The organism is Blautia sp. RTP21359st1_E11_RTP21359_211015, assembly GCF_040910705.1.
Lineage (GTDB): Bacteria > Bacillota > Clostridia > Lachnospirales > Lachnospiraceae > Blautia_A > Blautia_A fusiformis.
The window spans coordinates 16,688-40,503 of sequence record NZ_JBDGAB010000034.1; the positions used below are offsets into that span (position 1 = coordinate 16,688).

Here is a 23,816-nt window from a genome sequence, read left to right on the forward strand (position 1 = left end):
AGGAGAAAGACCTGCCATCGTCTGTGGCAGGTCTTGTTAAAGTATGAAAGCAAAAAAAACAGTTTGTATATATTGGTTGATATTAGTAGTGGTTTTTGGATGTATTATTGGTGCCAGAAGTACAGAGATAAAGGTCGAGGCTGCTGAAAGAACGGTACGATTTTGGGATAACAGTGGAAATTATCTTCAGAAATCTGGCGGGAACTGGTATTTGAAAGATTCTAATAAGCGAAAACTTACCGGATTACGTTATTTGTCAATCCCAAAGACAGAGTTTTTAAAAACAGGATTTTATATGTTTGATAAAAACGGAAAACTTTTGAGAAAGCAATCCGTTTATTATTTCGATAAAAAGACAGTTTCTGGTGTCCGCTTTGATAAATACCACATCACAGACTCCAATGGAAGAATTTCAAAGGGAGAGCGTGGCTTTGTAAACATAGCTGAACAGAAGGTACGGGGCAAAAAAATTATCGCAGGCATTTATTATGTGGAAGCGTACGGAAAACTGGCTGATCGTGGAACAGTACGCTATATAAGACAGAGAAGATTCGGTGGGCGTAATTTTAAAGGTGGTTATTATTATTTCTATGGAACCGGAAGAATCTGCATGTGTCCGTCTTTTCATAAAGTGAACAAAACAGTTCAGGGAAAAAAGTTTAACGGAATTTATTATTTTGGCAATGATAACGGAAGAATGGTGCAGAAGGCAGGGTGGGTAACCTGTGAGGGCCAGCAATATTATGTAGACCAAAATGGAAAAATGCTGGTGAACCGGTGGAAAGATGGTTATTACCTGAAATCGAACGGAACCATTGCGAAAAATATGAAAACACCGGATGGTCAGTATGTGGACTGGCAGGGAAGAAAAAGTACAAGATCAGAGTATGCTCTAAGTGCATTTAAATCGGAATTGGAGAGCTTTGTTTCTGCCTACGGTGGAGACTGGTCTGTTTATATAAAAGATCTGAAAACAGGAAATGTTGTAAACATAAATGATCGGGAAATGTATCCGGCAAGTACGATCAAGGCATTTGTGATGGCGTCGGTCTATGATCAGATCCGTCAGGGAAAAATGCAATACAGCTCCGGTGTGTACAGCTTGCTGTGGGATATGATCACCGTCAGTGATAATGAATGTTATAATGAACTGGTAAGGCGTCAGGGAGGCGGAAGCTTTGTAGGAGGAACGGCTGTAGTGAACCAATATTTTCGAAAGAACGGTTACAAAAATACCGGTTGTCACAGTTCCCTGCATCCGTCTTCTTCTGCCTGGAGCAGTGATGGCTGGCGTAACACGGCATCTGCAAAAGATTGTGGGATACTCTTAGAAAAAATCTATCGAGGTCAGTGTGTTTCTCAACAGTATTCCAGAGAAATGCTAAATCTTTTACTGCATCAGACGAAACGATACAAAATTCCATCAGGTCTTCCGACAGGTATAGTATGCGCGAACAAAACTGGTGAGACAAGCTCAGTTCAGCATGATATGGCAATCGTCTATGGAAAGAAAACAAATTATGTATTATGTATATTTTCAGAAGGCGCTTCCGAAGATCATTTACTGTACGGAATTCGTTCGATTTCTTCAAGAGTATATCAATATCTGAATAAATAAAGATCAGCCAGCAGTCATAGGATCAAGAAACTTCCTTAATTGGGCAAAAATAAGGAGTGATCATTGACGTGCTGGCTGATTTTGTATTATCAAAGAAATGGTTGTGGAAGAATTTTTTACATAAGCGTTTTTCTTAGCCCTAAATATGCCGGATATTTCCGGTGTTAGTAGTATCGTATCCGGTTTGAAGAGCTAAAAACCGGCGGAAAGGTTCGGATGCAATGGTTTCCGCTACGGCCTGAAAGCCGGGGGTGCTCAGATTTTTGGTCTGCATAACCAGGAAGAGTGATTCCTGGCAAACAGGAAGAAAATCCAGCTCCGGAAAGCTTCTCGCTACACAGGCCTCGCCAAGAGCTATGTCTGCCTGTCCGCCAGCCACTGCAGCAGCCGTGGAGTGATCGGTAACAAGCTCATTTCGATATCCGGATATGGAATCCGGTGAAATTTCGGAAGACAGAAGTGTACGGTCAAGAAGGATACGACGGCTGCTTCCTTTTTCGCGGTTCACAAAAATAATATCTGCCCGTGTAAGATCAGAAAATCCCCGGATATTCTTGGGATTTTCTTTTTTTACATAGAAGCCGACAGGATATTGACACAGAGAGATCACAGTCAGTGGGATACCGGGTATAAGGCTATGGATATCTTCCGGTGAGGCGGATGCACAGGCAATGTGGACTTTTTCAAAATAGAGAGAATACAGTCCGTTGTAGGTGTTCATGTGAGACTGCAGAACCGGCAGATTGTCCGGGTGTGTGGGAAGCTGATTTAGGAGAAAATCCAGAGCCGGAGAAGCCTGTCCGCTGATGATCAGTCCACTGGAATGCAGAAGATAATCCCTTTTCAAAAGAGAACTCTCCGGCTGGTGATCATAAGACTGAGCAGAAGACGCAGAACATTCCGAACCCTTAAGATACTGAGACAGCTGTTCCTCGCTGACCCGCAGCTGTTTGCCGACTTTGGAGGAGGAAAGCTCTCCGCGTTTGATCAGGTCATATACTGTGGATTTTTTGATCTTTAGTTTATCTGCAACTTCCTGTGCTGTGTAGACTTTATTCATCGATACCTACCATAACATTGGTTGCCTTAATCACTGCGTAAGCATCAGAGCCTACTTTCAGTCCAAGTTCTTCCACCGCCGCACAGGAGATGGTAGCAGTGATGATATTTCCACCACCGATATCGATGGAAACGATGGAATTTACAGCTCCCTGGTTGATGTTGATGATTTTTCCTTTTAACTGATTACGTGCACTGAGTTTCATAAGTAATTCTCCTTTTCTTGAATATTGAATGAACCGGATCAGGCAAGTTCTCTGCTTCCGTTGTGCAGAGCAATGAACCTTGTGTGGGATTTGTCTGTATCAGGAGTGCTGTAAGCCACTCATGATAAGAAACGAAGCGGATCGTGAACATCCGCCTGGCTTGTCAACTATGTATTTATGATAGCACTTGTAGAGAAAAACAGCAATGCCTTATAGCTTGACAAGAAACTTTCCTTTCGGTAAAATTAAACAAAACCATTCAAAACTAAACAAAACTGAACGAAACGGAAAAGGAGAGAAACAAAAGATGAAGAAAAAAATCTTAGCAGCCCTTACCGCGGGAATTTTAACAACAGGCCTTATGACCGGAACTGTTTTTGCGGCGGACACAGAAGTGAAAGGTGATGAGAACCTGAAGGGAGAGGTTTATGCATTTATTGCTGCCAGCCTCAGCAATTCCATGGAGGAGATCCAGAAGGATTTCAATGAGCTTTATCCGAATGTAACGATCTATTACAGTGCAGACAGCTCAGGTACACTGCAGACACAGATCGAGGAAGGTGCACGCTGTGATCTTTTCTTTTCAGCAGCAGATAAACAGATGGATGCCCTCACAGAGGAAAAACTGACAAAGGAAGACACCGTTAAGGATCTTCTTGAGAACAAAGTCGTTCTGATCAGACCAAAGGACGGAGAGACAAAGGTAACAGGATTCGAGAATATCACAGACGCTGAAAATATGGCGCTTGCAGGAGAGGATGTTCCGGTGGGACAGTACGCCCGTGAGATCTTTAACAATCTTGGGATCATGGACGATGTAAACAAAATGGAGATCAACGAGTGTAAGAATGTAACGGATGTACTTGCAGCAGTCAGTGAAGGAAGCAATGAGGTTGGTGTTGTATATGCGACAGATGCTGCGTCTGTTACTGATAAAGTAGATATCATCGCAGAGGCGCCGGCAGACAGCCTTAAGACGCCGGTTCTTTATCCTGTGGGACTTATCGAGGACAAGGAAGCATCGGAAGACGATACCAGGGCAGCAGAGGCTTTTCTTGATTATGTAGAGTCTGATGCAGCGATCAAGGTATTTGAGGGCTATGGATTTACAGCATATGAGGATGAGGATTCCGAGGATGCCACAGAAGTTTCTGCAGACAACACGGAGGCTGAGGACAGCACAGCTTCCGTAGACAGCACATCCAAATGAGTATGGTGTAGAAAACCGGCAGACAGTAAATATTGAAACACAGTAAATGCCGGCACAGGAATGAAATATGACAGAATTTTTGAGAGAAATAAACTGGAGTCCTCTGTGGATTTCCTTAAAAACAGGTCTGGCAGCCACAGTGATCGCTTTTTTTCTGGGAATATTCTGTGCCCGAAAGATCATGAAACTGAAGCCGGGAGCCAGAGCAGTACTGGACGGGATCCTTACTCTTCCGCTGGTACTTCCTCCTACAGTGGCTGGATTTTTTCTGCTACTGATCTTCAGTCTGAAAAGGCCCTTCGGAAGCTTTCTTCTGGATAATTTTGATATTAAGATCGTGCAGACCTGGAAGGGCTGTGTGGTCGCAGCGGCAGTGATCGCATTTCCGCTGATGTACCGCAATGCTCGGGCTGCTTTTGAACAGGTGGATATAAATCTTATCCATGCAGGCCAGACTCTGGGGATGAGCGACAGCCGGATATTCTGGCGGGTAGTCATGCCGGCGGCAGGACCGGGGATCGCATCCGGAACAGTGCTGGCATTTGCACGTGCGATCGGAGAATATGGCGCAACCTCCATGCTTGCCGGAAATATCCTTGGAAAAACCAGAACAGTTTCTGTTGCCATTGCATCAGAGACAGCAGCCGGAAATTACGGAACTGCAGGATTCTGGGTCGTTGTGATCGTGCTGATCTCCTTTGTGATCGTAGCGCTGATCAATATCGTATCCGGAAAAGGTATGAAAACAAGAAGGTGGATCTGATGGCAGTCAAAGTAAATATCGAAAAAAACTTCCGTGATTTTTCCCTGAAGGTAGATTTTGAAGGCAGTTCGGCAGCCATTGGGCTTCTTGGTGCTTCCGGCAGCGGAAAAAGCATGACCTTACGCTGTATTGCAGGAATCGAAACACCGGATAAGGGAAGGATCGTTATCAATGGAAAAACAGTGTTTGATTCTGAAAAAGGGATCAATTTGAAACCCCAGAAGCGACGGATCGGATATCTGTTTCAGAATTATGCGCTGTTCCCAACCATGACAGTGGAACAGAACATCCGCTGCGGTTATCGTGGGGAAAAATCCTCCGCCAGAGAAAAAGTGGCAGATTTGATCCGGCGATATCATCTGGAGGGGCTGGAGAAGCGCCTGCCCTCACAGCTTTCCGGCGGACAGCAGCAGAGAGTGGCACTGGCCAGAATGATGATTGGAGAGCCGGAAGCTATTCTTCTGGATGAGCCGTTTTCCGCACTGGACGGTTACCTGAAGGATGTGCTCCAGCGGGAGATGCAGGATTTCCTCAAGGACTATCCGGGAGATATGATCCTTGTGACACACAGCAGAGATGAGGCCTATAAATTCTGCAGGGAGCTTTCCATTGTACATGAAGGCAGGATCCTTGTGACTGGGGAGACAAAGCAGCTGTTTGAGAGACCGGGACTTCTGGAGGCAGCAAAGCTTACCGGCTGTAAGAATTTTTCCAGAGCGGAGAGGCTGGGACCTCACGAGATCTATGCGGCGGACTGGAAAATGAAGCTCCATACCGAAGAAAATGTAGATGAGGATATTACCCATGTAGGGATCCGCGGCCACTGGATCCGCCCGGAATCAGAGCCGGGTGAGAACTGTATGGCAGTGCAGGTAGACCAATACATAGAAACTACATTTGAACATCAGTATATGATCCGGAACAAAGCGGAAGAGAATGCTGCCGGATTATGGTGGATGCGTCCCAAAAACAGCTTTACGGAGGATCCGGATAAAGATCTTCCGGAATATCTGTATCTTCCACCGGAGCATCTGATGCTGCTGAAATAAAGAAAATCCCGGAAACAGACATTATTTGCTGTTTCCGGGGATTTTTTGTGTTCCTGCATTTTTGATGGATTTTTACGAGCAGAATCTATTTTCCATGATTTCCGGAATAGGTGATGTAATCGGACACCATCATGGCAAGCTTGAAGGCCAGTGCATCCTCAAAGGTACGGATATCCAGGCCAAATCGCTTCTGCAGCTTTTCAAAACGGTACACCAGAGTATTCCGGTGCACATAGAGCTGTCTGGAGGTTTCAGAAAGGTTCAGGTTATTTTCAAAGAAGGTCCGGATGATATTGAGGGTTTCGTCGTCAATAGATTCCAGGGATTCTTCTCCGAAGATCTCGCCTACAAACATGTTGCAGACCTGAGTGGGAAGCTGATAGATCAGACGTCCGATGCCCAGACGGTTGTAACCGAAAACGTTTTTGTCAGCATAAAAGATCTTGCCGACCTCCAGAGCAGTGCGGGCTTCCTTGTAGGCATCGGAAAGCTCCATGATATCATCTGCAACATTGCTGTAGGAAACCCAGGCAGAGGTCATGGCCTCTGTATTGAGCATATCCACCAGCATGCATGCGATACCCTCCAGTTCTTCGTAGCTTTCGGTGCTCTGAAGCTCACGTACTACGATGATGCCGGAATCATCCAGTGCAGTGATAAAATCCCGTGTACGGGCAGAAAAGATGTTGCGGATGGTAGCCAGGGCATTTTCGTCCTTGTGCTGCTTGGTTTCCACAAGAAATACCGCACGGCGGGCAGAAGGTGTAATATGAAGACGGGCAGCCTTGTTAAAAGCTTCTACCTGGGAATAACGGTCCAGGAGAAGATTTTGCATAAAGGAGTTCTTGTCTGTTTTTTCCGTATAGGCAGTGAGGAGACTTTCTACCTGGCAGACAGCAAGCTCTCCGATGGTAGAAGCCTGCTCTCCGGAGCCCCATACGATCAGAAGCATATTGCTCTGAGGTGTGTTGTTCAGCTTGTACAGACTGCAGCTGCGGTTGGAGATGCATAAGGCAGGATCCTCCCGGAACTGAGCAAGCTTTTCAGAAGAAGGAAGTCGGCGGTCCCCTGTGGAAATGTATATCTGGTCATTTTCATCCAGAATACAGAAATCAAGACCGCTGATCCGGTTCCAGTCATCCAGACATTTTTGAATTGTTTGCTGTATTTTCATAAAAAGCGTCCTTTCTGATGTGAAATAAAACTAGTGAAATAAAAAGAAACCCCGGGAAATCATATCCCCCGGGGTTACATTCTGTTTTTATGATTCGACGAGAATTAGTTTGTGATAGTAAGCTCTGTCTCTTTGTCGAAGAAGTGAGCTTTCTCCATATCGAATGCAAATCTGATCGGATCACCGGTCTTAGCTGTTGTACGAGGATCAACTCGTGCTGTAACCTGAGTTCCGTCAACATCGAAGTACAGGAATACTTCAGCACCAAGAAGCTCGTAAACTTTAACTACGGAGTTCATTGGTTTGCTTGGAGATGTCTCAAGGAACATCTGAGAATCATGGATATCCTCAGGACGGATACCAAGAACAACTTTCTTTCCAACATAGCCTTTGTCTTTCAGGACTTTAGCCTTAGCTGCCGGAACAATAACCTCATGCTCACCACCGATCGTAGCAACTACATTGCCGCCTTTCTCGGAGATAACAGCATCAAGGAAGTTCATCTGCGGAGATCCCATGAATCCTGCAACGAAGAGGTTGCCTGGTTTCTGATACAGGTTCTGTGGTGTATCAACCTGCTGAACAACACCGTCTTTCATAACAACGATTCTGGTACCAAGTGTCATAGCCTCTGTCTGGTCATGTGTTACATAGATGATGGTAGCACCAAGTCTCTGATGGATCTTAGAGATCTCGATACGCATCTGTACACGAAGCTTAGCATCCAGGTTGGAAAGAGGCTCATCCATAAGGAATACCTTAGGATTACGAACGATAGCACGTCCCATAGCAACTCGCTGTCTCTGACCACCGGAAAGAGCCTTCGGTTTACGATCAAGAAGCTTGTCAAGGTCAAGGATTCTTGCTGCTTCACGAACAGCCTTGTCAATCTGGTCCTTCGGAACTTTACGAAGCTTAAGTCCGAATGCCATGTTATCATAAACTGTCATATGAGGATACAGAGCGTAGTTCTGGAATACCATTGCGATATCACGGTCCTTAGGCTCAACATCGTTCATGACTTTGTCACCGATCTTAAGTGTACCACCGCTGATCTCCTCAAGACCTGCGATCATACGAAGTGTTGTAGATTTTCCACATCCGGATGGTCCTACGAAGATGATGAATTCTTTGTCTTCAATCTCCAGGTTGAAATCTTTAACTGCCTGGAAGCCGTTCGGATAAGTTTTATTAATGTGAGATAATGATAAACTTGCCATTGTTGTTTCCCTCCAAAATTAATATATTGTTTTTACGTAATTTCCTTTGCTGGTTAACAGTATATCGAAAATGAGAGAAAAGGGCTAGAGCTGAATCTTACAAAGTTTCCGGCAGTTTCTTGTCATTCTGACGAAAAAACGAAAGGGGATTTTTCGTCATTTTGTCAAAACGACGGTTTCCTATGTACAGGTTCACGAAACATTATATGGTATTCAGGCAGAATCCTCAATATGTAAAAAAGTTCAAATGAGTTATTTACAACTAACCTAAGTTGGAGTATACTAACTTATTAGATAAAAGAAAAGTTTTCTCAATAAAGGAGGGATCAGAATGCATATTGCAGAAGCCGAAACAGAAGAGAAAAAAACAGGATGCTACCGACATACAGAGATGCAGAGGGATCTTATTATAGAGAAACTGAAGGAGAAGGGGCTCCGCATCACCAGACAGAGAAAGATTCTTCTGGACATTATCCTGGAGGGAGAGTGCTCCTGTTGTAAGGAAATCTATTACAGGGCTTCCGCACTGGATCCGAAGATCGGTGTAGCTACAGTATACCGTATGGTCAATACGCTGGAATCCATTGGTGCTATCAGCCGAAAGAATATGTATCGCGTGGCATGCAGCACAAAAGGCGTCTGCACAGTAGAACTGGATGATGATACGATATGCCATCTGTCCGGACAGAAGCTTAATGAAGTGATTCTTGCAGGACTTCGGGCCTGCGGGGAGATCAGTGAACAGAATATCCGTACCCTGGCGCTGCTGCCTGTTCATGAGGTCGGGTGAGTATGGAAAAGCTATGGCACAATATAATAGGAAAGAAGAGGTTTGTACAGACTAAGAATTAGATAGATTAAACTATTAGTAAAAATTAACTGTTAGGCAAAAATAACTGAAAATTTAACGAATTGTGTTGAATTCACACAAAAAACACTGGACTTTTTTTTACAGACATTTTATAATAATGAAAATATCGGGGCGGACATGAAAAATCCTCACCGGGAATCAGAAAAAAATAAAAATCATATATCAGGAGGAAATTATTATGGCAGACTTTAAATTCAAGAAATCAGGACTTTTTGCAGCAGGCGTTCTTTTCGGTACAGCAGGAATCAAGATCCTCACAAGCAAGGATGCGAAGAAGCTTTACACAGGATGCACAGCAGCCGTTTTAAGAGCTAAGGACTGCATCATGAAAACAGCTACGAATCTTCAGGAGAATGCTGAAGATATTTATGCTGAAGCTAAGGAGATCAATGAGGAAAGAACAGCAGCTGAAGAGGCTGTAGAGGATGTTGAGACAGAAGCAGAGGAAACTGCAGATGAGGATGCATTCAAAGAAACAGCAGAAGAGACAGCAGAAGAGACAGCTGAGTAAAGAGGCGATTTTCCGTGAAATTTTATATCAAACATGAGACAAGAGGCCGGCTTCGTATCCATCTTGCTCAGAAGAGGATGAGCTACGGGCAGGCAGATACGCTGTTGTATTATCTCGAGAATCTTGATGGAGTGGTTTCTGCCAAGGTATATGAGAGAACCTGTGACGCAGTTGTAAATTATCGGGGCAGCAGAGCTGCGGTTATCCGTGGTATCAGCGAATTTCATTATCAGGATGTAGAGGTTCCTTCACAGGTGCTGCAGAGCTCAGGGAGAGCACTGAATGCAGAATATCAGGAGAAGCTGATCTCCAAGGTGATCTGCCATTACGGAAGAAGGCTTTTTCTGCCATATCCGCTGAATGCCATTTATACAACAGCTACTTCCCTGAAATATATCTGGAAGGGAATCGATACACTTCTTCACCGTAAGATCGAGGTGCCGGTCCTGGATGCCACTGCAATTGGAGTGTCTGTATTACGTCAGGACTTTGGTACTGCAGGCTCCATCATGTTCCTGCTTGGGATTGGAGAGATCCTGGAAGAGTGGACGCACAAGAAATCCGTAGGTGATCTTGCAAGAACCATGTCCCTGAATGTTGGCAGGGTATGGCTGAAGAAAGAGGATCAGGAGATCTTGGTAGAGTCCGGAGAGGTCCAGCCGGGAGATGAGGTTGTTGTACGTATGGGTACCGTAATTCCTTTTGACGGAAGTGTTACAGATGGAGAGGCTATGGTCAACCAGGCTTCTCTTACCGGTGAGTCTGTACCTGTATGCAAGAAAGAGGGCAGCGTTGCCTATGCAGGCACTGTTGTGGAGGAAGGTGAGATCACCATCCGCGTAAAGACGGTAGGTGGTTCCAGCCGCTATGACAAGATCGTTACCATGATCGAGGAGTCTGAGAAGCTGAAATCTTCTTTGGAGGGAAAGGCAGAGCATCTGGCAGATAAGCTGGTTCCCTATACTCTTGGAGGAACAGCACTTACATATCTCCTTACCAGAAATGCCACCAAGGCCCTTGCGATCCTGATGGTGGATTTCTCCTGCGCGCTTAAGCTTGCAATGCCGATCTCTGTATTGTCTGCGATCCGTGAGGCCGGTACACATAAGGCTACAGTTAAGGGCGGTAAATATCTGGAAGCAATGGCTGAGGCAGATACCATCGTATTTGATAAGACAGGAACTCTGACAAAGGCGAAGCCAACCGTTGTGGATGTGGTTCCTTTTGACAACAATGATCCGGAGGAGATGCTGCGTATCGCCGCATGTATGGAAGAGCATTTCCCACACTCCATGGCCAAGGCTGTTGTCAGTGCTGCCAGGAAGAAGCATCTGGCCCATGAGGAGATGCATTCAAAGGTTGAATATGTAGTAGCGCATGGAATTTCCACTACGATCGAAGACCATAAGGCCGTGATCGGAAGCTATCACTTTGTATTTGAAGATGAGAAATGTCTGATCCCGGAGGATGGCAAGGAGAAATTCGACAATATTCCGGAAGAGTATTCCCATCTGTATCTTGCCATTGACGGACGCCTTGCAGCCGTGATCTGTATTGAAGATCCTCTTCGTGAGGAGGCGAAAGCTTCTGTAGAAGCACTGCGTGGGGCAGGGATTTCCAAGATCGTTATGATGACAGGGGACAGTGAGCGTACAGCAGCAGCCATTGCCAGACGTGTGGGAGTGGACGAATATTATTCCGAGGTACTTCCGGAGGATAAGGCCAACTTCATCGAAAAAGAAAAGGCAGCCGGAAGAAAGGTTATCATGGTAGGTGACGGAATCAATGATTCTCCGGCACTTTCCGCAGCCAATGTCGGTATCGCCATCAGTGATGGTGCTGAAATTGCCCGGGAGATTGCAGATATTACTGTAGGTGCAGATGATCTTCAGGAGCTGGTTGTTCTGAAAGAGATCAGCAATGCACTGATGAAGCGTATCAGACGCAATTACCGTTTTATTATTACCTTTAACGCAGGTCTTATCGCCTGTGGCGTTGCAGGTATCCTGCAGCCGACTTCATCCGCACTTCTGCATAATACCTCCACACTGGCGATCAGCCTGAAGAGTATGCAGAATCTGCTTCCATAGAAAATTTTTAACCGAATCAAGTAAGTCCCCTGTAGGATTGCGAATATCCGCTTGACAATAAATATAAAAAGCCGGCCAGGTTATCGAAGAGATAAGAGCTTCGTACCTGGCCGGCTTTTTTAGGCTGCTCAGACGTGGATCGCAGGTATCAGCCTGAAGGTGTAGGTGTATGAAGTAAGTTTTATTCCTGAGGAAAGGGTTCGCTTTCCAACATCAGTCCGTCAGTCATATGATAGCGTTTCTTTTGGGTATCCGAACGGAGAGGCCGGGTATGAAGGCTTCGGTACCTGGAGGGGCTCATATGATAAAATTTTTCGAAGGTATGTGCAAAATGCTGCCGGCTGTTGTATCCGGAAGAAAAGGCAATATCCGTAATGTGCAGAGTACTGTTGCACAGAAGAAAGGCGGCCTGTTCCATACGCTTGCGGTTGATATAGGTATTGATGGTGCAGCCGTTTTTTTCTGTAAAGAGCGCCTGCAGGTAGGATTTGTTGATCCCTGCATATGCGGAGATAGCAGGAATATCAATGTCTTCCAGATAATGCTCGTCAATATAGCGGAGCGCTTTTTTCAGATAGACGATTCCCTGGGGGCTCCGGCTGGAGCGGGCGCAGAATGCAAGCTCTGTAAGCATGCGGCTGAAAAGAAGAAAGAAGAGAAATTCTTCCTTTTGTATCTGACCGGAATTTTGTTGTAAAAAGGTGAGCAGATCCTTCAGGCTGTATCCGAAGCTGCGGGAATCCGCGCCGGAGCAAAAGCCCTGGGAGGCTTCCGTAAAATTCCAGAACCAGGAAAATCCGGGATCCTTTTTCAGGAGAAGCTCCAGAGCAACCGGACTTTTTTCGGGAGTAAGGGAAAATTCCAGATTCAGGATCGAGCAGGGAAAACCATCCGGAATCTCCAGCCTGTGAGGTACATCCGGCCGGATAAAGATAAATTGCCCGGATTTCAGTGGGAATTCCGTGTCCTGTGTGCCATCCAGACAGAAAACCCGGCAGGAACCGGAGGTGATATACATGATCTCATAGCTGGAATGTGTGTGATGCTCCATATGATAATAAGGCAGGGAGAGAGCATAAAAAGCAGAAATATGGAAATATCGGGAAGAGTCCTGGAAAATATCTGGCATGAAAAAACCTCCTGAGTATACTGCGAAGCGGAATGTAAATATTTCAGCTGTAAATTGCGAGTCGGACAGATGCAGATATTCGATTAAATCGCCCTACATGTCTGACTGACTGTACTCTTTACTGTCAGCAAACAGTATATCACGCAAAAATAAATACGACAATATATTGCATTTTTACATTCAGGGGATGATACCTGTCACCTTATAAAAAAACAGATATTATACTGTGATCAGAATCAGAAAAACGGAGGGTATTTTCTATGAGCTATAGAAATGAAAACATGAAAATGATCGAATTACATGAGAATGGCCTGGATATCCAGTTTCGTATCCGGGAAAACGGCGTGGTAGAGCTGGCAGATTTTTCTTCACAGGAAGTAAAAAAAGCAGTCATGGAGCCGAAGGATGATATCTGTTATCCGGCTGTTGAGATCCACAGAAGCGGCACAGGAAGCTTAAACATGCATGCCTACAAAAACAACATCAATCAGTCCTCTGTGGATTTTGTTTATGAGAACCATGAGCTGAAGGCACAGGCCGGCGGAAAAGAGCTGGAGATCGTAATGATTTCCCCGGAAAAGCTGAAGGCAGTATATCATATGCGCCTGTTTGACGGAGTGCCGACAGTACAGACCTGGACAGAGATCATCAACGAGGGAAGCGAGGATCAGGGGCTGACCTATGTTTCTTCTTTTATGTATCAGGGAATTTCCAGAGGCGGCGAGAAGCCTTATTATAAAAAAACAGATATCTATGTGCCGTTTAACAGCTGGTGCTGTGAGGCACAGTGGCAGAAATACGATGCAGAAACGCTGAATTTAAACGGAATGGTCGTAGATGGCTTCAATCATCAGGGATATGGCCTGAACCGTTATTGTTACAGTGGAAAGGGCACCTGGTCTACCTGTGAGTATCTTCCCATGGGAATTGCCGAGGACAGAGAAACAGGGGAGACGTATATTTTCCAGATTGAAAGCTCCGGACAGTGGCTGGCAGAATATGGCTCTGCACAGGGCGGAAATCTGTATCTTGCCTTAAGCGGCGCCACAGAGCAGGAGCATGGCTGGTATAAGAATCTGAAACCGGGAGAAAGCTTTACAACCGTTCCGGCAGGGGCAGCGGTTGTAAAAGGTGGCCTGAATCCGGCAGCAGCGGCACTGACCAGATATCGGAGAAAAGTACGCAGACCGAATACGGACGATGAGAAGCTGAACGTGGTATTTAATGATTACATGAATTGCCTGATGGGAGACCCTACAACGGAGCGGGAGCTTTCCATCATTGACAAGGCAGCAGAGCTCGGATGCGAATATTACTGCCTGGATGCAGGCTGGTATGACGACGGATTCTGGTGGGACCGTGTCGGGGAATGGAAAGAAGCATCCGGAAGATTCCCCAATGGTCTGAAAGAAGTCTGCGATTATGTACACAGTAAAGGCCTGAAAATGGGACTCTGGCTGGAAATCGAGGTTATGGGAGTTGCCTGCGAGCTGGCAAACAAGCTTCCGGATGACTGGTTTGTCTGCCGTCATGGAAAACGCCACATTGACAATAAACGCTATATGCTGGATTTCCGCAATCCGGAGGTACGGAAATATTGCCGTGATGTAGTAGACAGATTGATCAATGATTACGGTGTAGAGTACTTTAAAGTGGACTATAACGTAACCATGGGATATGGAAGTGATCTGAACAGTGACAGCTGTGCAGATGCCATCCGTGAGCATTATGAATGTCTTCACCAGTGGTATGAGGAAATCTTCCGGGATCATCCGGAGCTTGTTGTGGAGAACTGCGGTTCCGGCGGACAGCGTATGGATTATGGTATGCTGAAGATCTTAAGCCTGCAGTCTACCAGTGATCAGACAGATTATCTCTACAATGCCAATATCGCTGCCAATGTAGCCAGTGCGGTAACTCCGGAGCAGGGTGGTATGTGGGTATATCCGTATGAGGATGAAGAAGAGCATGTGATCTACAATGTAGTAAATGGTATGCTTCTCCGCCCATATATCAGCGGTATGGTATGGAAGCTGGGCGAAAATTCCATGAACCGTATGAAGGAGGGAATCTCCCTGTATAAGGAGATCCGTGAGGAAGTCCGTGACGGCGTGCCGTTCTTCCCGCTTGGTTTTGGAACTCTGAAATCTGAAGTTCTTGCTTACGGAGTGAAAGCAGAGAAGAATACCTATCTTTCGGTATGGACACCGGGAACAACAGAAGCAGTGATCCCGCTGGAAAATGCAGAGCAGGTCCGCAGAGTATCCGTGATCTATCCGAAGGAAGAGATGTGCGGATATAAGATCGAAAATGGAAATCTTGTAGTGAAGATGCCACAGGAAAAAGCGGCCAGACTGTTTAAGATCGAGATGAAATAGAAAATCAGGAAAGACCGTAAGTTTGACGAAGAGGCGTGGGCAAAAATAAAAGAGCGCCGGCATTTTTACCAGAAAGCTCATCAGTCTGGATGAAGTTGCAAAGATCCCAGCTGTGTACCTGAATTATAAGAAATACAGATGGGTGAAGGATCTGACAGTGAAAAGCGAATAGAAACAGAAAACAGCAGAGCTGTATGTCCCGGGATTACAGGGAATATACAATTCTGCTGTTTTATTTTATGAGATTATCTGTTTTCCGCAAGATATTCTTCTGTAAGAGCAACCGCATCGGTGATACACTGCGGGCAGCTGCAGAGAACCTTGCCTGTCTCTACACCTTTTAATTCACGGCAGATACAGGAACCGTTTTTTTCTTTGAATTTCTGGATATAGGTGCGGAGCTTTTTGTAAGTGTCACCTTTGGAGCCGGAACCTTCTTCGGTATTTCCGCGGCTGTTGGAAAGTCCGATGATCATAGCCATACCGGAAAGAGCACCGCACATTTCCATAACACCCATTCCAAGGCCGAAGCCCTCGGCAATACGGAACATCTCGTTTTCATCGATGCCAAATTCCTGGCAGAAAGAACAGGCAACTGCCTGTGCACAGTTACAGCCATTCTCGTGTAATTTTGTAGCGTGTTCAGCTTTTGTACTCATGATTTCTTATCCTCCTGATTTCAGATCGCAAGCATATTTTTGATCGCTTCCATATAGATCAGTACTGCTTCTTCCATGCCGGAGACCAGGATAAATTCATCGGCTCCGTGGATACGGTAGTCAATTCCCTCTTTTTCAGGTCCGAAGGCTATGATGTTTTTGAGGGATTTTGCGTAAGTGCCGCCTCCGATGACCATTGGTTTGTGTTCGGTATCGCCGGTCACATCTGTGTAAGCTTTGTAAAGAGCATTTACCAGCGGAGATTCTCTTGGGAAGAATAACGGAGCAACAACCTTTATGATCTCAATACGACCGTTTTTATCTTCCAGTCTGTCCTGGCACATTTTGCGGATATCGGTCTCATTAAGAGTTACCGGAACACGGATATCGATGGTACAGGAAATGACACCGTTTTCTGTTTTTACGATTCCGTTGCATAACGTCAGATCGCCGTATTCATCTGCAAATTTCAGACCAATGCCGGAGCCGTCACATGCAGTGCCGATATGGGAGTTATAGAATTCCACAAAGTCATCTTCAAAGCCTGCTTTTGCCAGACATTCAAAGGTTACTCCTGCAGCATTGACACCGAGATGGGGAGTGCTGGCATGAGCCGGAATACCTTTGGCGTAGATGGTGAGCTCACCATTTTCTTCGGTTACCTTATATTCCTGGAGCTTCGTCCGGGAAAGTGCGGATTCCAGCTTTTCCTTCAGACCGTCCTCATCGGGAACAATGGTTGTACAGGTGTCACACATTGCATTGGATACAAAACCGCCGTTCATGGAGATAATCCGGGTGTTTTTGGAGCAGGCGATCATGGCAAGCTGACCTTTTTCACCGTGGATACACGGGAAGCTGGCATCCGGTGTGAAACCGCAGGAAAGCTCTTCTGCTACCTGATTGTAGTGATCCATACATTTGGAACCTGTTTCCTCGTTGCAGCCCATGATCAGGCGGACTCTTTTGTTCAGCTTCACGCCGTGGTCGCGGAGAAGCTTCATGGCATAGAGCGCTTCCAGGATAGGGCCTTTGTCATCAGTGGTCCCGCGGCCGTATACATGATCGTCTTCACGGGTAAGGCGGAACGGATCGTAGGTCCAGTCTCCGCCTACAGGAACGATATCCAGATGACCGGCGATGCCGACGATCTCATCGCCCTCACCCATTTCGGCATAACCGCAGTAGTTATCCAGGTTTACGGTTTTAAAGCCAAGTTCTTCGGCAATCTTCAGTCCCTCTTCCAGGGCTTTTGCAGGACCCTCACCAAATGGTTTTCCCTCGGAAGGGGTACCGAGCTGGGAGTCAATGGCAACCAGTCTGCCAAGATTTGTGAGCATTTCTTCTGATAATGCGTGGATTTCCTCTTTAATATCCATATTGATTTCCTCCTGTTTACAGCGTTCCGGAAAGTGACAGGATGGAACGCTGATGTTATGAGCTCTATTATAGCATAGATTGTAATGAATGGCAGAGTGGATTTTTACCTGTTGAAGACGTACCGATCCATTCGGCGGAAGGCTTCTTCTATGCGGGAACGGGGTGAGGCCAGATTCATTCTTAGGTGACAGGGACCGAAAAACATCCTGCCGTCCTGGACGGCAACGCCGACATCCCAGCAGGCTTTTTCCACATCTTCGATTGTTTTGCCATGGGCAGTACACCAGTCGGTGCAGTCGGCAAAGAGCATGTAGGTGCCTTCCGGTCTGGAAACGTTGACACCCTTAAAGTGCCGGTCAATGTAATCACAGGCAAAGCTTACATTTCCGCTTAGTACTTCGCATAGTTCATCGGTCCATTCATAGCCTTCAGGCTGATAAGCGCCAAGCAGAGCGTGCATGGACAGAACATTCATCATATTATAATGGCTCAGACTGGACTCCTTCAAAATACGATCCCGCCACCAGCTGTTGTATACAATGTGATAGCTGCCAACAAGTCCTGCCAGATTAAAGGTTTTGGATGGAGCGTAGAAGGCTGCTGTACGCTGGCGGGCATCTTCGCTGACGGACTGGCTGGGGATATGCTTATGGCCATTCAGGATGAGGTCAGACCAGATCTCGTCTGAGATGACGTAGACATCATATTTTCGGTACAGCTCCATGGCTTTTTCCAGCTCCCGGCGTTCCCACACGCGTCCGCAGGGATTGTGTGGATTGCAGAGAATGGCAGCGTGGATCTTCTTTTCACGGAGTTGTTTTTCCATGTCTGCATAATCCATTCTCCATATGCCGTTTTCATCCCTTACCAGCGGAGAATGTACGGCCTCGTAGCCGTTGTTTTTCAGGCTTGAGGTGAAGCCTATGTATGTCGGGCTGTGGACCAGGACGTTATCACCGCGGGAGCAGATGCAGTTCAGTGCACTGATAACTCCGCCCAGAACGCCATTTTCGTAGCCAATGTGCCTGGGCTTCAGACCGGTGACACCGTGGCGTGTTTCCTGCCAGCGGATGATGGCTTTATAATATTCCGGCGGGGCTTCGAAGTAACCGAAGGCCGGGTGACTGGCCCGTTCGATGATCGCCTGCTGTATGGTAGGTACAGTAGGAAAGTTCATGTCTGCTACCCACATCGGGATGGCATCGAAGCCCTCCTTCGGCGGGGCAGGAGAGAAACCATCGCCCTTCAGGCCGTCTACTGCGATGGAATCTCTGCCATGTCGGTCAATGATGGAAGTGAAGTCGTATTTCATATGAATGCTCCGTTACTGAAAACTTATAAAAAGTTATAAACTTCTATGTTTCATTCCTACTTCAACGAGTATGCTTTTGATGATATAAATATCTATCTACTCACAAGTTCTTGTACTCTCCATAGGCGTAAATTCCGGATTAACGTACCCGTACATATTTGCACTAACGTTTTAGTGTTAGCTTGCAAATCTTTCTCCATAAGCCTTGAGATTTATAGATGCCTGAAAATCTCTATCAATGACATTTCCACAATCACATTTATAAATTCTGTCAGATAATTTCAAGTCTTTTTTAATGTTTCCACAGCAACTGCAAAGCTTTGATGATGGATAAAACCGATCAGCCACAATAAGCTGGATCCCTTTATCGCTGCACTTGTATTCAAGCTGCTTTCTAAACTCAAAAAACCCCTGATTCTGAACTGCTTTTGATAAATGTCTATTTTTCATCATTCCACTAACATTCAAATCTTCAATACAAATAAATCTTGGTTTTCGACTTACAATTTCAGATGTAGTCTGATTCAAATAGTTCTTACGGATATTTGTTAATCTGTGATTTCGTTTTAATAAAAGTTTTTCCTTTTTGATTACATTATTTGTTTTGCAGTAACTTTCTCCTTTCTTATTTTTCTCGTAAGAGCGAGAGATACTACGCTGTAATCTGCGTTTCTGTTTTTCTAGTTTCTTTACTTTCTGACTTTTATTGATGTTCTTATACTTAGCTCCATCAGAGCAAATAGCCAGATCTTTGATTCCTAGATCTATACCAATCCCATCATCATTAAGTTTTTCTATGCAATCAGGAAATTCCACACATACGCTGATCCACCAGTTCAACCCATCAAAAGATATTCTCGGATTCATGTATTTAGCATCTGTAGGAATACGACCATGCTCTGCAAGTCTTACCCAATTTAGTTTTTGTTTATTTCTTTTCCTGCTCGAAGAAAATCCTTCAAACTTAACATGAGTATTGCTGAATTGTATCTTAATATTATCCTGATAGAACTTCGGTATTGATCTCTTTTTTGGCTTGAATCTTGGGAATTTCTGCAAACCTTTGAAAAAGTTCTTATAAGCGGTGCAGGCATCTTTGATCGCCTGTTTGGTTACATTATTTGAAATACTCAATAACCATGCGTATTCATCAGAATGTCTAAGCTTTGTAAATTCTTTTCTGAGTTCTGCATCTGAAATGAATTTTCCGCCTTTTTCATAGTTTTCTATCTCCATTGCCAAAGCCCAGTTATAAGCAAATCTTGAAGCACCTGCGTACTGAAACATCTTAGTTTTCTGTACATTGTTTGGTATCAACATTGCTTTTATGGCTTTTACCATCTACTTCCTCCTGTATCAGTTCCCGGATAAGTTTCTTGGCTTTATTCGCTCGTTTTCCTTGTAATTTGCAACTGAATACTGTGATTATCTGAACCAGATCTTCAACAAGTTCCGGCTGTTCGGATTTTTCAGTATTATCAATAATCTCAATCTCACAATTATAAAGCGAAGCGATATATTCTATCAATTCAAAACCAAATCGCAATAGCCGATCTTTATATAAAACAACAACCTTTTCAACCTGATTTTGAGATATTCGCCTGATCAATTCCTGGAGTTCTTTTTTCTTATAATTAATTCCGGAACCGATATCACTTATTATCTCAAATGGCTGTCCTTTTGCCAGAAGATATGTCTTAACATTATCAATCTGTCGTTCCAGATCATCTTTCTGTTTATGGCTGGAAACGCGACAATATCCAATTGTAATGCGATTTTTAGGCTTTACATTTATTACCTGGTTGAGTTGCTCGTCAGAATAATATCTATAGCCGCTTACTGTAGTATGATGCGGATGAAGTTTTCCATTGGCATCCCAATTTCGTAATGTCTGGGCGGATACGCCTATAATTTTTGAAAATTCATGTATAGAATAATATTTACTCAAAGCATCAACTCCTTTCAATAATATTCTGCTCTAATATCTTATAAAACTCAACATGTACTTATATGATTTTATAATTTTATAATTTATATTTAACTGTTAATAACCTCCTGAAAAATTCTATTTGCTTCACCTTATCATATTTTGGGGGTGGCGTACATATATTAATGTAAATTATGAGACGATTTGATTTTGTGTAATTGAGTGGATGGATTGAATAGTGCGAATAATCTATAAAAGAAGTGGCGGAAATACCAGCAATGATATTTCCGCCGTTTTACAACTCCGAATATCCTATCCAGAGCTACTTTGTGTTCAGAGTATATGTTATAAAATCAAATTTTATGAAATGTAAAAAGGAACTCGTCCAGAGCCCCTTTCCTTTGAATAAGTAATAATATCTTTCTCACTCCGGAAAAAGACTTCTTTGTACTTATATGATACTGGTTCAATTACTCCTTGTCAATATTTATTTTTATCTTTGTAATGTGTTCTGTCAAAGAAATATCATCTGGCAATTCAAGAATTTTCCTTAGTTCAGCAAGTTCGTCCTGTGCCTTATTACGTTCTTCTTTTATTTTTGAAATATATTGCAATTTATCATCCATTGAGGTGGTAAATTTCGTTGCAATCACGCACCCTATGGGTTAAAAGAGATGCAGGAGCCGCGACGCCTGCATCTCTTTCATCTATAAATGTGATCTATTGCGAATGAATAGGTTTTTTATTTTGCAATAAACATAAGCAGGATCAATACTTTGCTAATAATTTTTTCCAGGGTTTATAGCCTTTCATATAAGCAAAGTCTTCTTCATTTTGGAAGCCTGCAATCAGTTCTTTTTTCATTTCTTCAGCATATGGATTTTCTACATCTTGGAATTTTATATGTTTATATAATCTTGATTTCTGAAAATCACAGATTGTATCGACATTCTCCAGCAGTTGTTTTATTACCTTAAAAGTATCTTCTACATTTTGTTCTGCCACCACAACATTAAACATGGTTGCACATTCATTGTATTTTCCCATCTCAAAAATACCTGCTAATGCATACATTTTCTCGGCCAGGAATCTTGCGGATTTATGATCTTTATTGTCAAGAGCTTTTGTGATCATCATGCCAAAGGCAAGATTCAAAGTAGTATACTCTGAAAGAATTATATTTTCCAGTTTTTCATATGCTTCTTCTGTTTTTTCCTGTTCCATGTATAATTGCCCAAGTCTTAGTTTTTTCATGGGATCATAGTCGGAAAAATAGTTCAGATATTTTTCTGCCATTTCATAATTCCCTTTTCGCAAGTAGAATCCGAACAGAGAATCTGCCGCATGGTGCTGGATTTTTTCGTCCTTGTCATTTAGTGCCATTTCGTACCAGGAATTAATCTGTTCGTCGTACTTATCGGGATGCTCACACTGACCTATGATTCTTCGCGAGTCAAGCATCACCGCCACCTGCCAGATAAGCATGTTGCAGTTAGGGTAATCTTTTATGATATTTACTGCCCATTGATAGGTCTTTTCGTAACCTTCTGCTGAAAACATTTTGTCCATTTCCTGAATAAGTTCTGTAATTTCAACGTCTGTCAGATTTTCATGAAAAGACAACAGGGTATCAAGGGAAATATGTAGCAGTCTTGCAATTGGTGCTAACAGTTCAATATCTGGATTGGAGTTCCCGTTCTCCCATTTATTCACCGCTGGAGTAGTTACTCCTAAGCGGTTTGCCATTTCCTCCTGGGTGAAACCAGACTCTTTTCTATATTTTTTTATCACATTTCCAATATTCATCCTAATTCTCTCCTGATTGAAATTTCAAAAGCTTTTGTGATTAAATCATAGCAGGATTGGAAATTGAACACAATTGAATTGTTGTTAAATAAAATTCATATTTTTTAACTGATGGGAAAGTTGATCGTGATCAGCAGTTGGTTTTTGGGCATATCCTAACAAAAGGAATCATGGAGACTGTGTTTTACGATACTTTGTATGTTTCCCTGGTCACCAATTAATTAATTATGCATACTCTAACAGAAGAAGTCTGTAAAGGAGTATCTGCATGAAAAATAAAAAATGGATTGCACTGGCGGCAGCAGTTGTGCTGGCGGTGACGGCGCTGCCAATGGGAGTATTTGCTGCGAAGAAAGACAGCACAGAAGAGAAGCTTACAAAGGTTACACTGAATGAAGTCGCACATTCAATCTTTTACGCACCGCAGTATGTGGCGATTGAGGAGGGATATTTTGCGGAGAAAGGTCTGGATCTGACGCTGGTGACGGGATTCGGAGCAGATAAAACGATGACTGCTGTGATTTCCGGTGAGGCAGATATTGGATTTATGGGCGCAGAGGCATCTGTTTATGCTTATCAGGAGGGCGCCACGGATCCTGTCGTAAATTTTGCACAGTTAACCCAGCGTGCGGGGAATTTTCTAGTGGCAAGAGAAGAGATGCCTGATTTCAAATGGGAGGATCTAAAAGGAGAGAAGGTTCTTGGCGGTCGTAAGGGCGGAATGCCGGAAATGGTATTTGAATATATACTGAAGAAAAACGGCATTGATCCGCAAAAGGATCTGACCATCGACCAGAGCGTTGATTTCGGTTCCACAGCAGCAGCTTTTACCAGTGATGATTCCGCGGCATATACAGTAGAATTCGAACCATCTGCGACCATTCTGGAAAAAGAAGGAGCGGGCTATGTAGTTGCATCTCTCGGAGAGGCATCCGGCTATGTACCATATACATCCTACAGTGCAAAAGCAAGCTACATGAAAGAAAATCCTGAGATCATCCAGAAATTTACCGATGCACTTCAGAAGGGAATGGACTATGTGCAGAGTCATACGCCGGAGGAAATCGCAGAAGTGATCGCACCGCAGTTCAAAGAAACAGATCTTGAAACCATTACTGCCATTGTAAAACGTTATTATGACCAGGATACCTGGAAAGAAAATCTTATTTTTGAAAAAGACAGCTTTGAGCTTCTGCAGGATATCCTGGAAGATGCAGGTGAGCTGACGGATCGTACAGCGTATGAAAATCTGGTGCAGACAGAGTATGCACAGAAAGCATGTGAAAATTAAAAAATAGTTTAGAAAGTTTAAAAAAACATGGGAAAAACCTGCGGCTTTTATAAAAACCGCAGGTTTTTGTATGTAATAAAGAGGGAATAAGACGCGTCCATCGAATTTATGCAAGTAATTGAAGATGGACAAAATAGTAATTGTATTAACTAATAAACCATAG

At 44.0% G+C, this 23,816-nt stretch carries 21 protein-coding genes; 9 read left to right on the top strand and 12 right to left on the bottom strand.

Translation table 11 applies throughout. The features are described from left to right. Nucleotides 1–43: 43 nt before the first annotated feature. Nucleotides 44–1,618 carry a serine hydrolase gene (locus tag AB5026_RS12165; RefSeq protein ID WP_368213395.1) on the top strand — a complete coding sequence of 525 codons (1,575 nt, stop codon included), beginning with the start codon at nt 44–46 and terminating at the stop codon, nt 1,616–1,618. A 139-nt stretch (nt 1,619–1,757) separates the two neighbouring features. Here the strand turns inward: AB5026_RS12165 and AB5026_RS12170 are convergent, their stop codons facing one another. Beyond that, nucleotides 1,758–2,678, bottom strand: a complete 921-nt coding sequence (locus tag AB5026_RS12170) for a helix-turn-helix transcriptional regulator (RefSeq protein WP_147602835.1) — start codon at nt 2,676–2,678, stop codon at nt 1,758–1,760. Next, the gene (locus AB5026_RS12175; RefSeq protein ID WP_015527392.1) at nt 2,671–2,883 is read right to left on the bottom strand and encodes a molybdopterin-binding protein; all 213 of its coding nucleotides are present in this window, start codon (nt 2,881–2,883) and stop codon (nt 2,671–2,673) included. The genes AB5026_RS12170 and AB5026_RS12175 overlap by 8 nt, the downstream gene beginning before the upstream one ends. A 307-nt stretch (nt 2,884–3,190) precedes the next feature. On the opposite strand from AB5026_RS12175, the gene modA reads away from it, so the two are divergent. The 3 genes from modA to AB5026_RS12190 all read left to right on the top strand — a co-directional run bounded on the left by modA (nt 3,191) and on the right by AB5026_RS12190 (nt 5,905). Further along, complete coding sequence (gene modA, locus AB5026_RS12180) at nt 3,191–4,093, top strand: molybdate ABC transporter substrate-binding protein (RefSeq protein WP_173722538.1); 903 nt, start codon at nt 3,191–3,193, stop codon at nt 4,091–4,093. A 67-nt stretch (nt 4,094–4,160) separates the two neighbouring features. Next, nucleotides 4,161–4,856: a molybdate ABC transporter permease subunit gene (gene modB, locus AB5026_RS12185; RefSeq protein WP_015527390.1), complete on the top strand. Its 696-nt coding sequence runs from the start codon at nt 4,161–4,163 to the stop codon at nt 4,854–4,856. Continuing rightward, nucleotides 4,856–5,905, top strand: coding sequence for a sulfate/molybdate ABC transporter ATP-binding protein (locus AB5026_RS12190; protein WP_110102790.1), 1,050 nt, complete (start codon nt 4,856–4,858; stop codon nt 5,903–5,905). Before modB ends, AB5026_RS12190 begins: the two co-directional genes overlap by 1 nt. An 85-nt stretch (nt 5,906–5,990) precedes the next feature. On the opposite strand, the gene AB5026_RS12195 is transcribed toward AB5026_RS12190, so the two are convergent. Both AB5026_RS12195 and AB5026_RS12200 read right to left on the bottom strand, forming a co-directional pair. Next, nucleotides 5,991–7,079 (bottom strand): PucR family transcriptional regulator, encoded by a 1,089-nt coding sequence (locus AB5026_RS12195; protein WP_368213398.1) that lies wholly within the window; start codon nt 7,077–7,079, stop codon nt 5,991–5,993. A 104-nt stretch (nt 7,080–7,183) separates the two neighbouring features. Continuing rightward, nucleotides 7,184–8,299, bottom strand: a complete 1,116-nt coding sequence (locus AB5026_RS12200; protein ID WP_015527387.1) for an ABC transporter ATP-binding protein — start codon at nt 8,297–8,299, stop codon at nt 7,184–7,186. Nucleotides 8,300–8,630: 331 nt separating this feature from the next. Between AB5026_RS12200 and AB5026_RS12205 the strand changes: the two genes are divergently transcribed. The 3 genes from AB5026_RS12205 (at nt 8,631) to AB5026_RS12215 (ending at nt 11,771) form a co-directional block, all read left to right on the top strand. After that, nucleotides 8,631–9,089 (top strand): transcriptional repressor, encoded by a 459-nt coding sequence (locus AB5026_RS12205; protein ID WP_021651932.1) that lies wholly within the window; start codon nt 8,631–8,633, stop codon nt 9,087–9,089. A 259-nt stretch (nt 9,090–9,348) separates the two neighbouring features. Next, complete coding sequence (locus AB5026_RS12210) at nt 9,349–9,681, top strand: DUF6110 family protein (protein WP_118752896.1); 333 nt, start codon at nt 9,349–9,351, stop codon at nt 9,679–9,681. 14 nt (nt 9,682–9,695) lie between these two features. Next, nucleotides 9,696–11,771 carry a heavy metal translocating P-type ATPase gene (locus tag AB5026_RS12215; protein ID WP_118752895.1) on the top strand — a complete coding sequence of 692 codons (2,076 nt, stop codon included), beginning with the start codon at nt 9,696–9,698 and terminating at the stop codon, nt 11,769–11,771. Nucleotides 11,772–11,952: 181 nt separating this feature from the next. Here AB5026_RS12215 and AB5026_RS12220 read toward each other — a convergent pair whose 3' ends face one another. Next, nucleotides 11,953–12,900 carry an AraC family transcriptional regulator gene (locus AB5026_RS12220; protein ID WP_118752894.1) on the bottom strand — a complete coding sequence of 316 codons (948 nt, stop codon included), beginning with the start codon at nt 12,898–12,900 and terminating at the stop codon, nt 11,953–11,955. Nucleotides 12,901–13,160: 260 nt separating this feature from the next. Here AB5026_RS12220 and AB5026_RS12225 point away from each other — a divergent pair, with 260 nt between their 5' ends. Beyond that, nucleotides 13,161–15,278 (top strand): glycoside hydrolase family 36 protein, encoded by a 2,118-nt coding sequence (locus tag AB5026_RS12225; RefSeq protein WP_368213400.1) that lies wholly within the window; start codon nt 13,161–13,163, stop codon nt 15,276–15,278. Between the two features lie 245 nt (nt 15,279–15,523). On the opposite strand, the gene AB5026_RS12230 is transcribed toward AB5026_RS12225, so the two are convergent. The 7 genes from AB5026_RS12230 to AB5026_RS12260 form a co-directional block, all read right to left on the bottom strand. Then, the gene (locus AB5026_RS12230; RefSeq protein ID WP_022426236.1) at nt 15,524–15,937 is read right to left on the bottom strand and encodes a C-GCAxxG-C-C family protein; all 414 of its coding nucleotides are present in this window, start codon (nt 15,935–15,937) and stop codon (nt 15,524–15,526) included. A 20-nt stretch (nt 15,938–15,957) separates the two neighbouring features. Next, nucleotides 15,958–17,316, bottom strand: coding sequence for a M20 family metallopeptidase (locus tag AB5026_RS12235; RefSeq protein WP_022426237.1), 1,359 nt, complete (start codon nt 17,314–17,316; stop codon nt 15,958–15,960). Nucleotides 17,317–17,420: 104 nt separating this feature from the next. Continuing rightward, nucleotides 17,421–18,629, bottom strand: a complete 1,209-nt coding sequence (locus tag AB5026_RS12240) for a MalY/PatB family protein (RefSeq protein ID WP_059086118.1) — start codon at nt 18,627–18,629, stop codon at nt 17,421–17,423. A 177-nt stretch (nt 18,630–18,806) separates the two neighbouring features. After that, a complete protein-coding gene (locus tag AB5026_RS12245) occupies nt 18,807–19,970 on the bottom strand; it encodes an RNA-guided endonuclease TnpB family protein (protein ID WP_059086117.1) in 1,164 nt (387 codons plus the stop codon). Continuing rightward, nucleotides 19,918–20,577 carry an IS607 family transposase gene (locus tag AB5026_RS12250; RefSeq protein WP_059086915.1) on the bottom strand — a complete coding sequence of 220 codons (660 nt, stop codon included), beginning with the start codon at nt 20,575–20,577 and terminating at the stop codon, nt 19,918–19,920. The genes AB5026_RS12245 and AB5026_RS12250 overlap by 53 nt, the downstream gene beginning before the upstream one ends. Before the next feature lie 449 nt (nt 20,578–21,026). Beyond that, nucleotides 21,027–21,182, bottom strand: a complete 156-nt coding sequence (locus AB5026_RS12255) for a hypothetical protein (RefSeq protein ID WP_021652569.1) — start codon at nt 21,180–21,182, stop codon at nt 21,027–21,029. Between the two features lie 142 nt (nt 21,183–21,324). Beyond that, nucleotides 21,325–22,362 (bottom strand): helix-turn-helix domain-containing protein, encoded by a 1,038-nt coding sequence (locus AB5026_RS12260; protein WP_059086116.1) that lies wholly within the window; start codon nt 22,360–22,362, stop codon nt 21,325–21,327. A gap of 268 nt (nt 22,363–22,630) precedes the next feature. Between AB5026_RS12260 and AB5026_RS12265 the strand changes: the two genes are divergently transcribed. After that, on the top strand, nt 22,631–23,653 hold the full coding sequence (locus AB5026_RS12265) for an ABC transporter substrate-binding protein (protein WP_021652568.1): 1,023 nt from the start codon (nt 22,631–22,633) through the stop codon (nt 23,651–23,653). Nucleotides 23,654–23,816 lie beyond the last annotated feature (163 nt).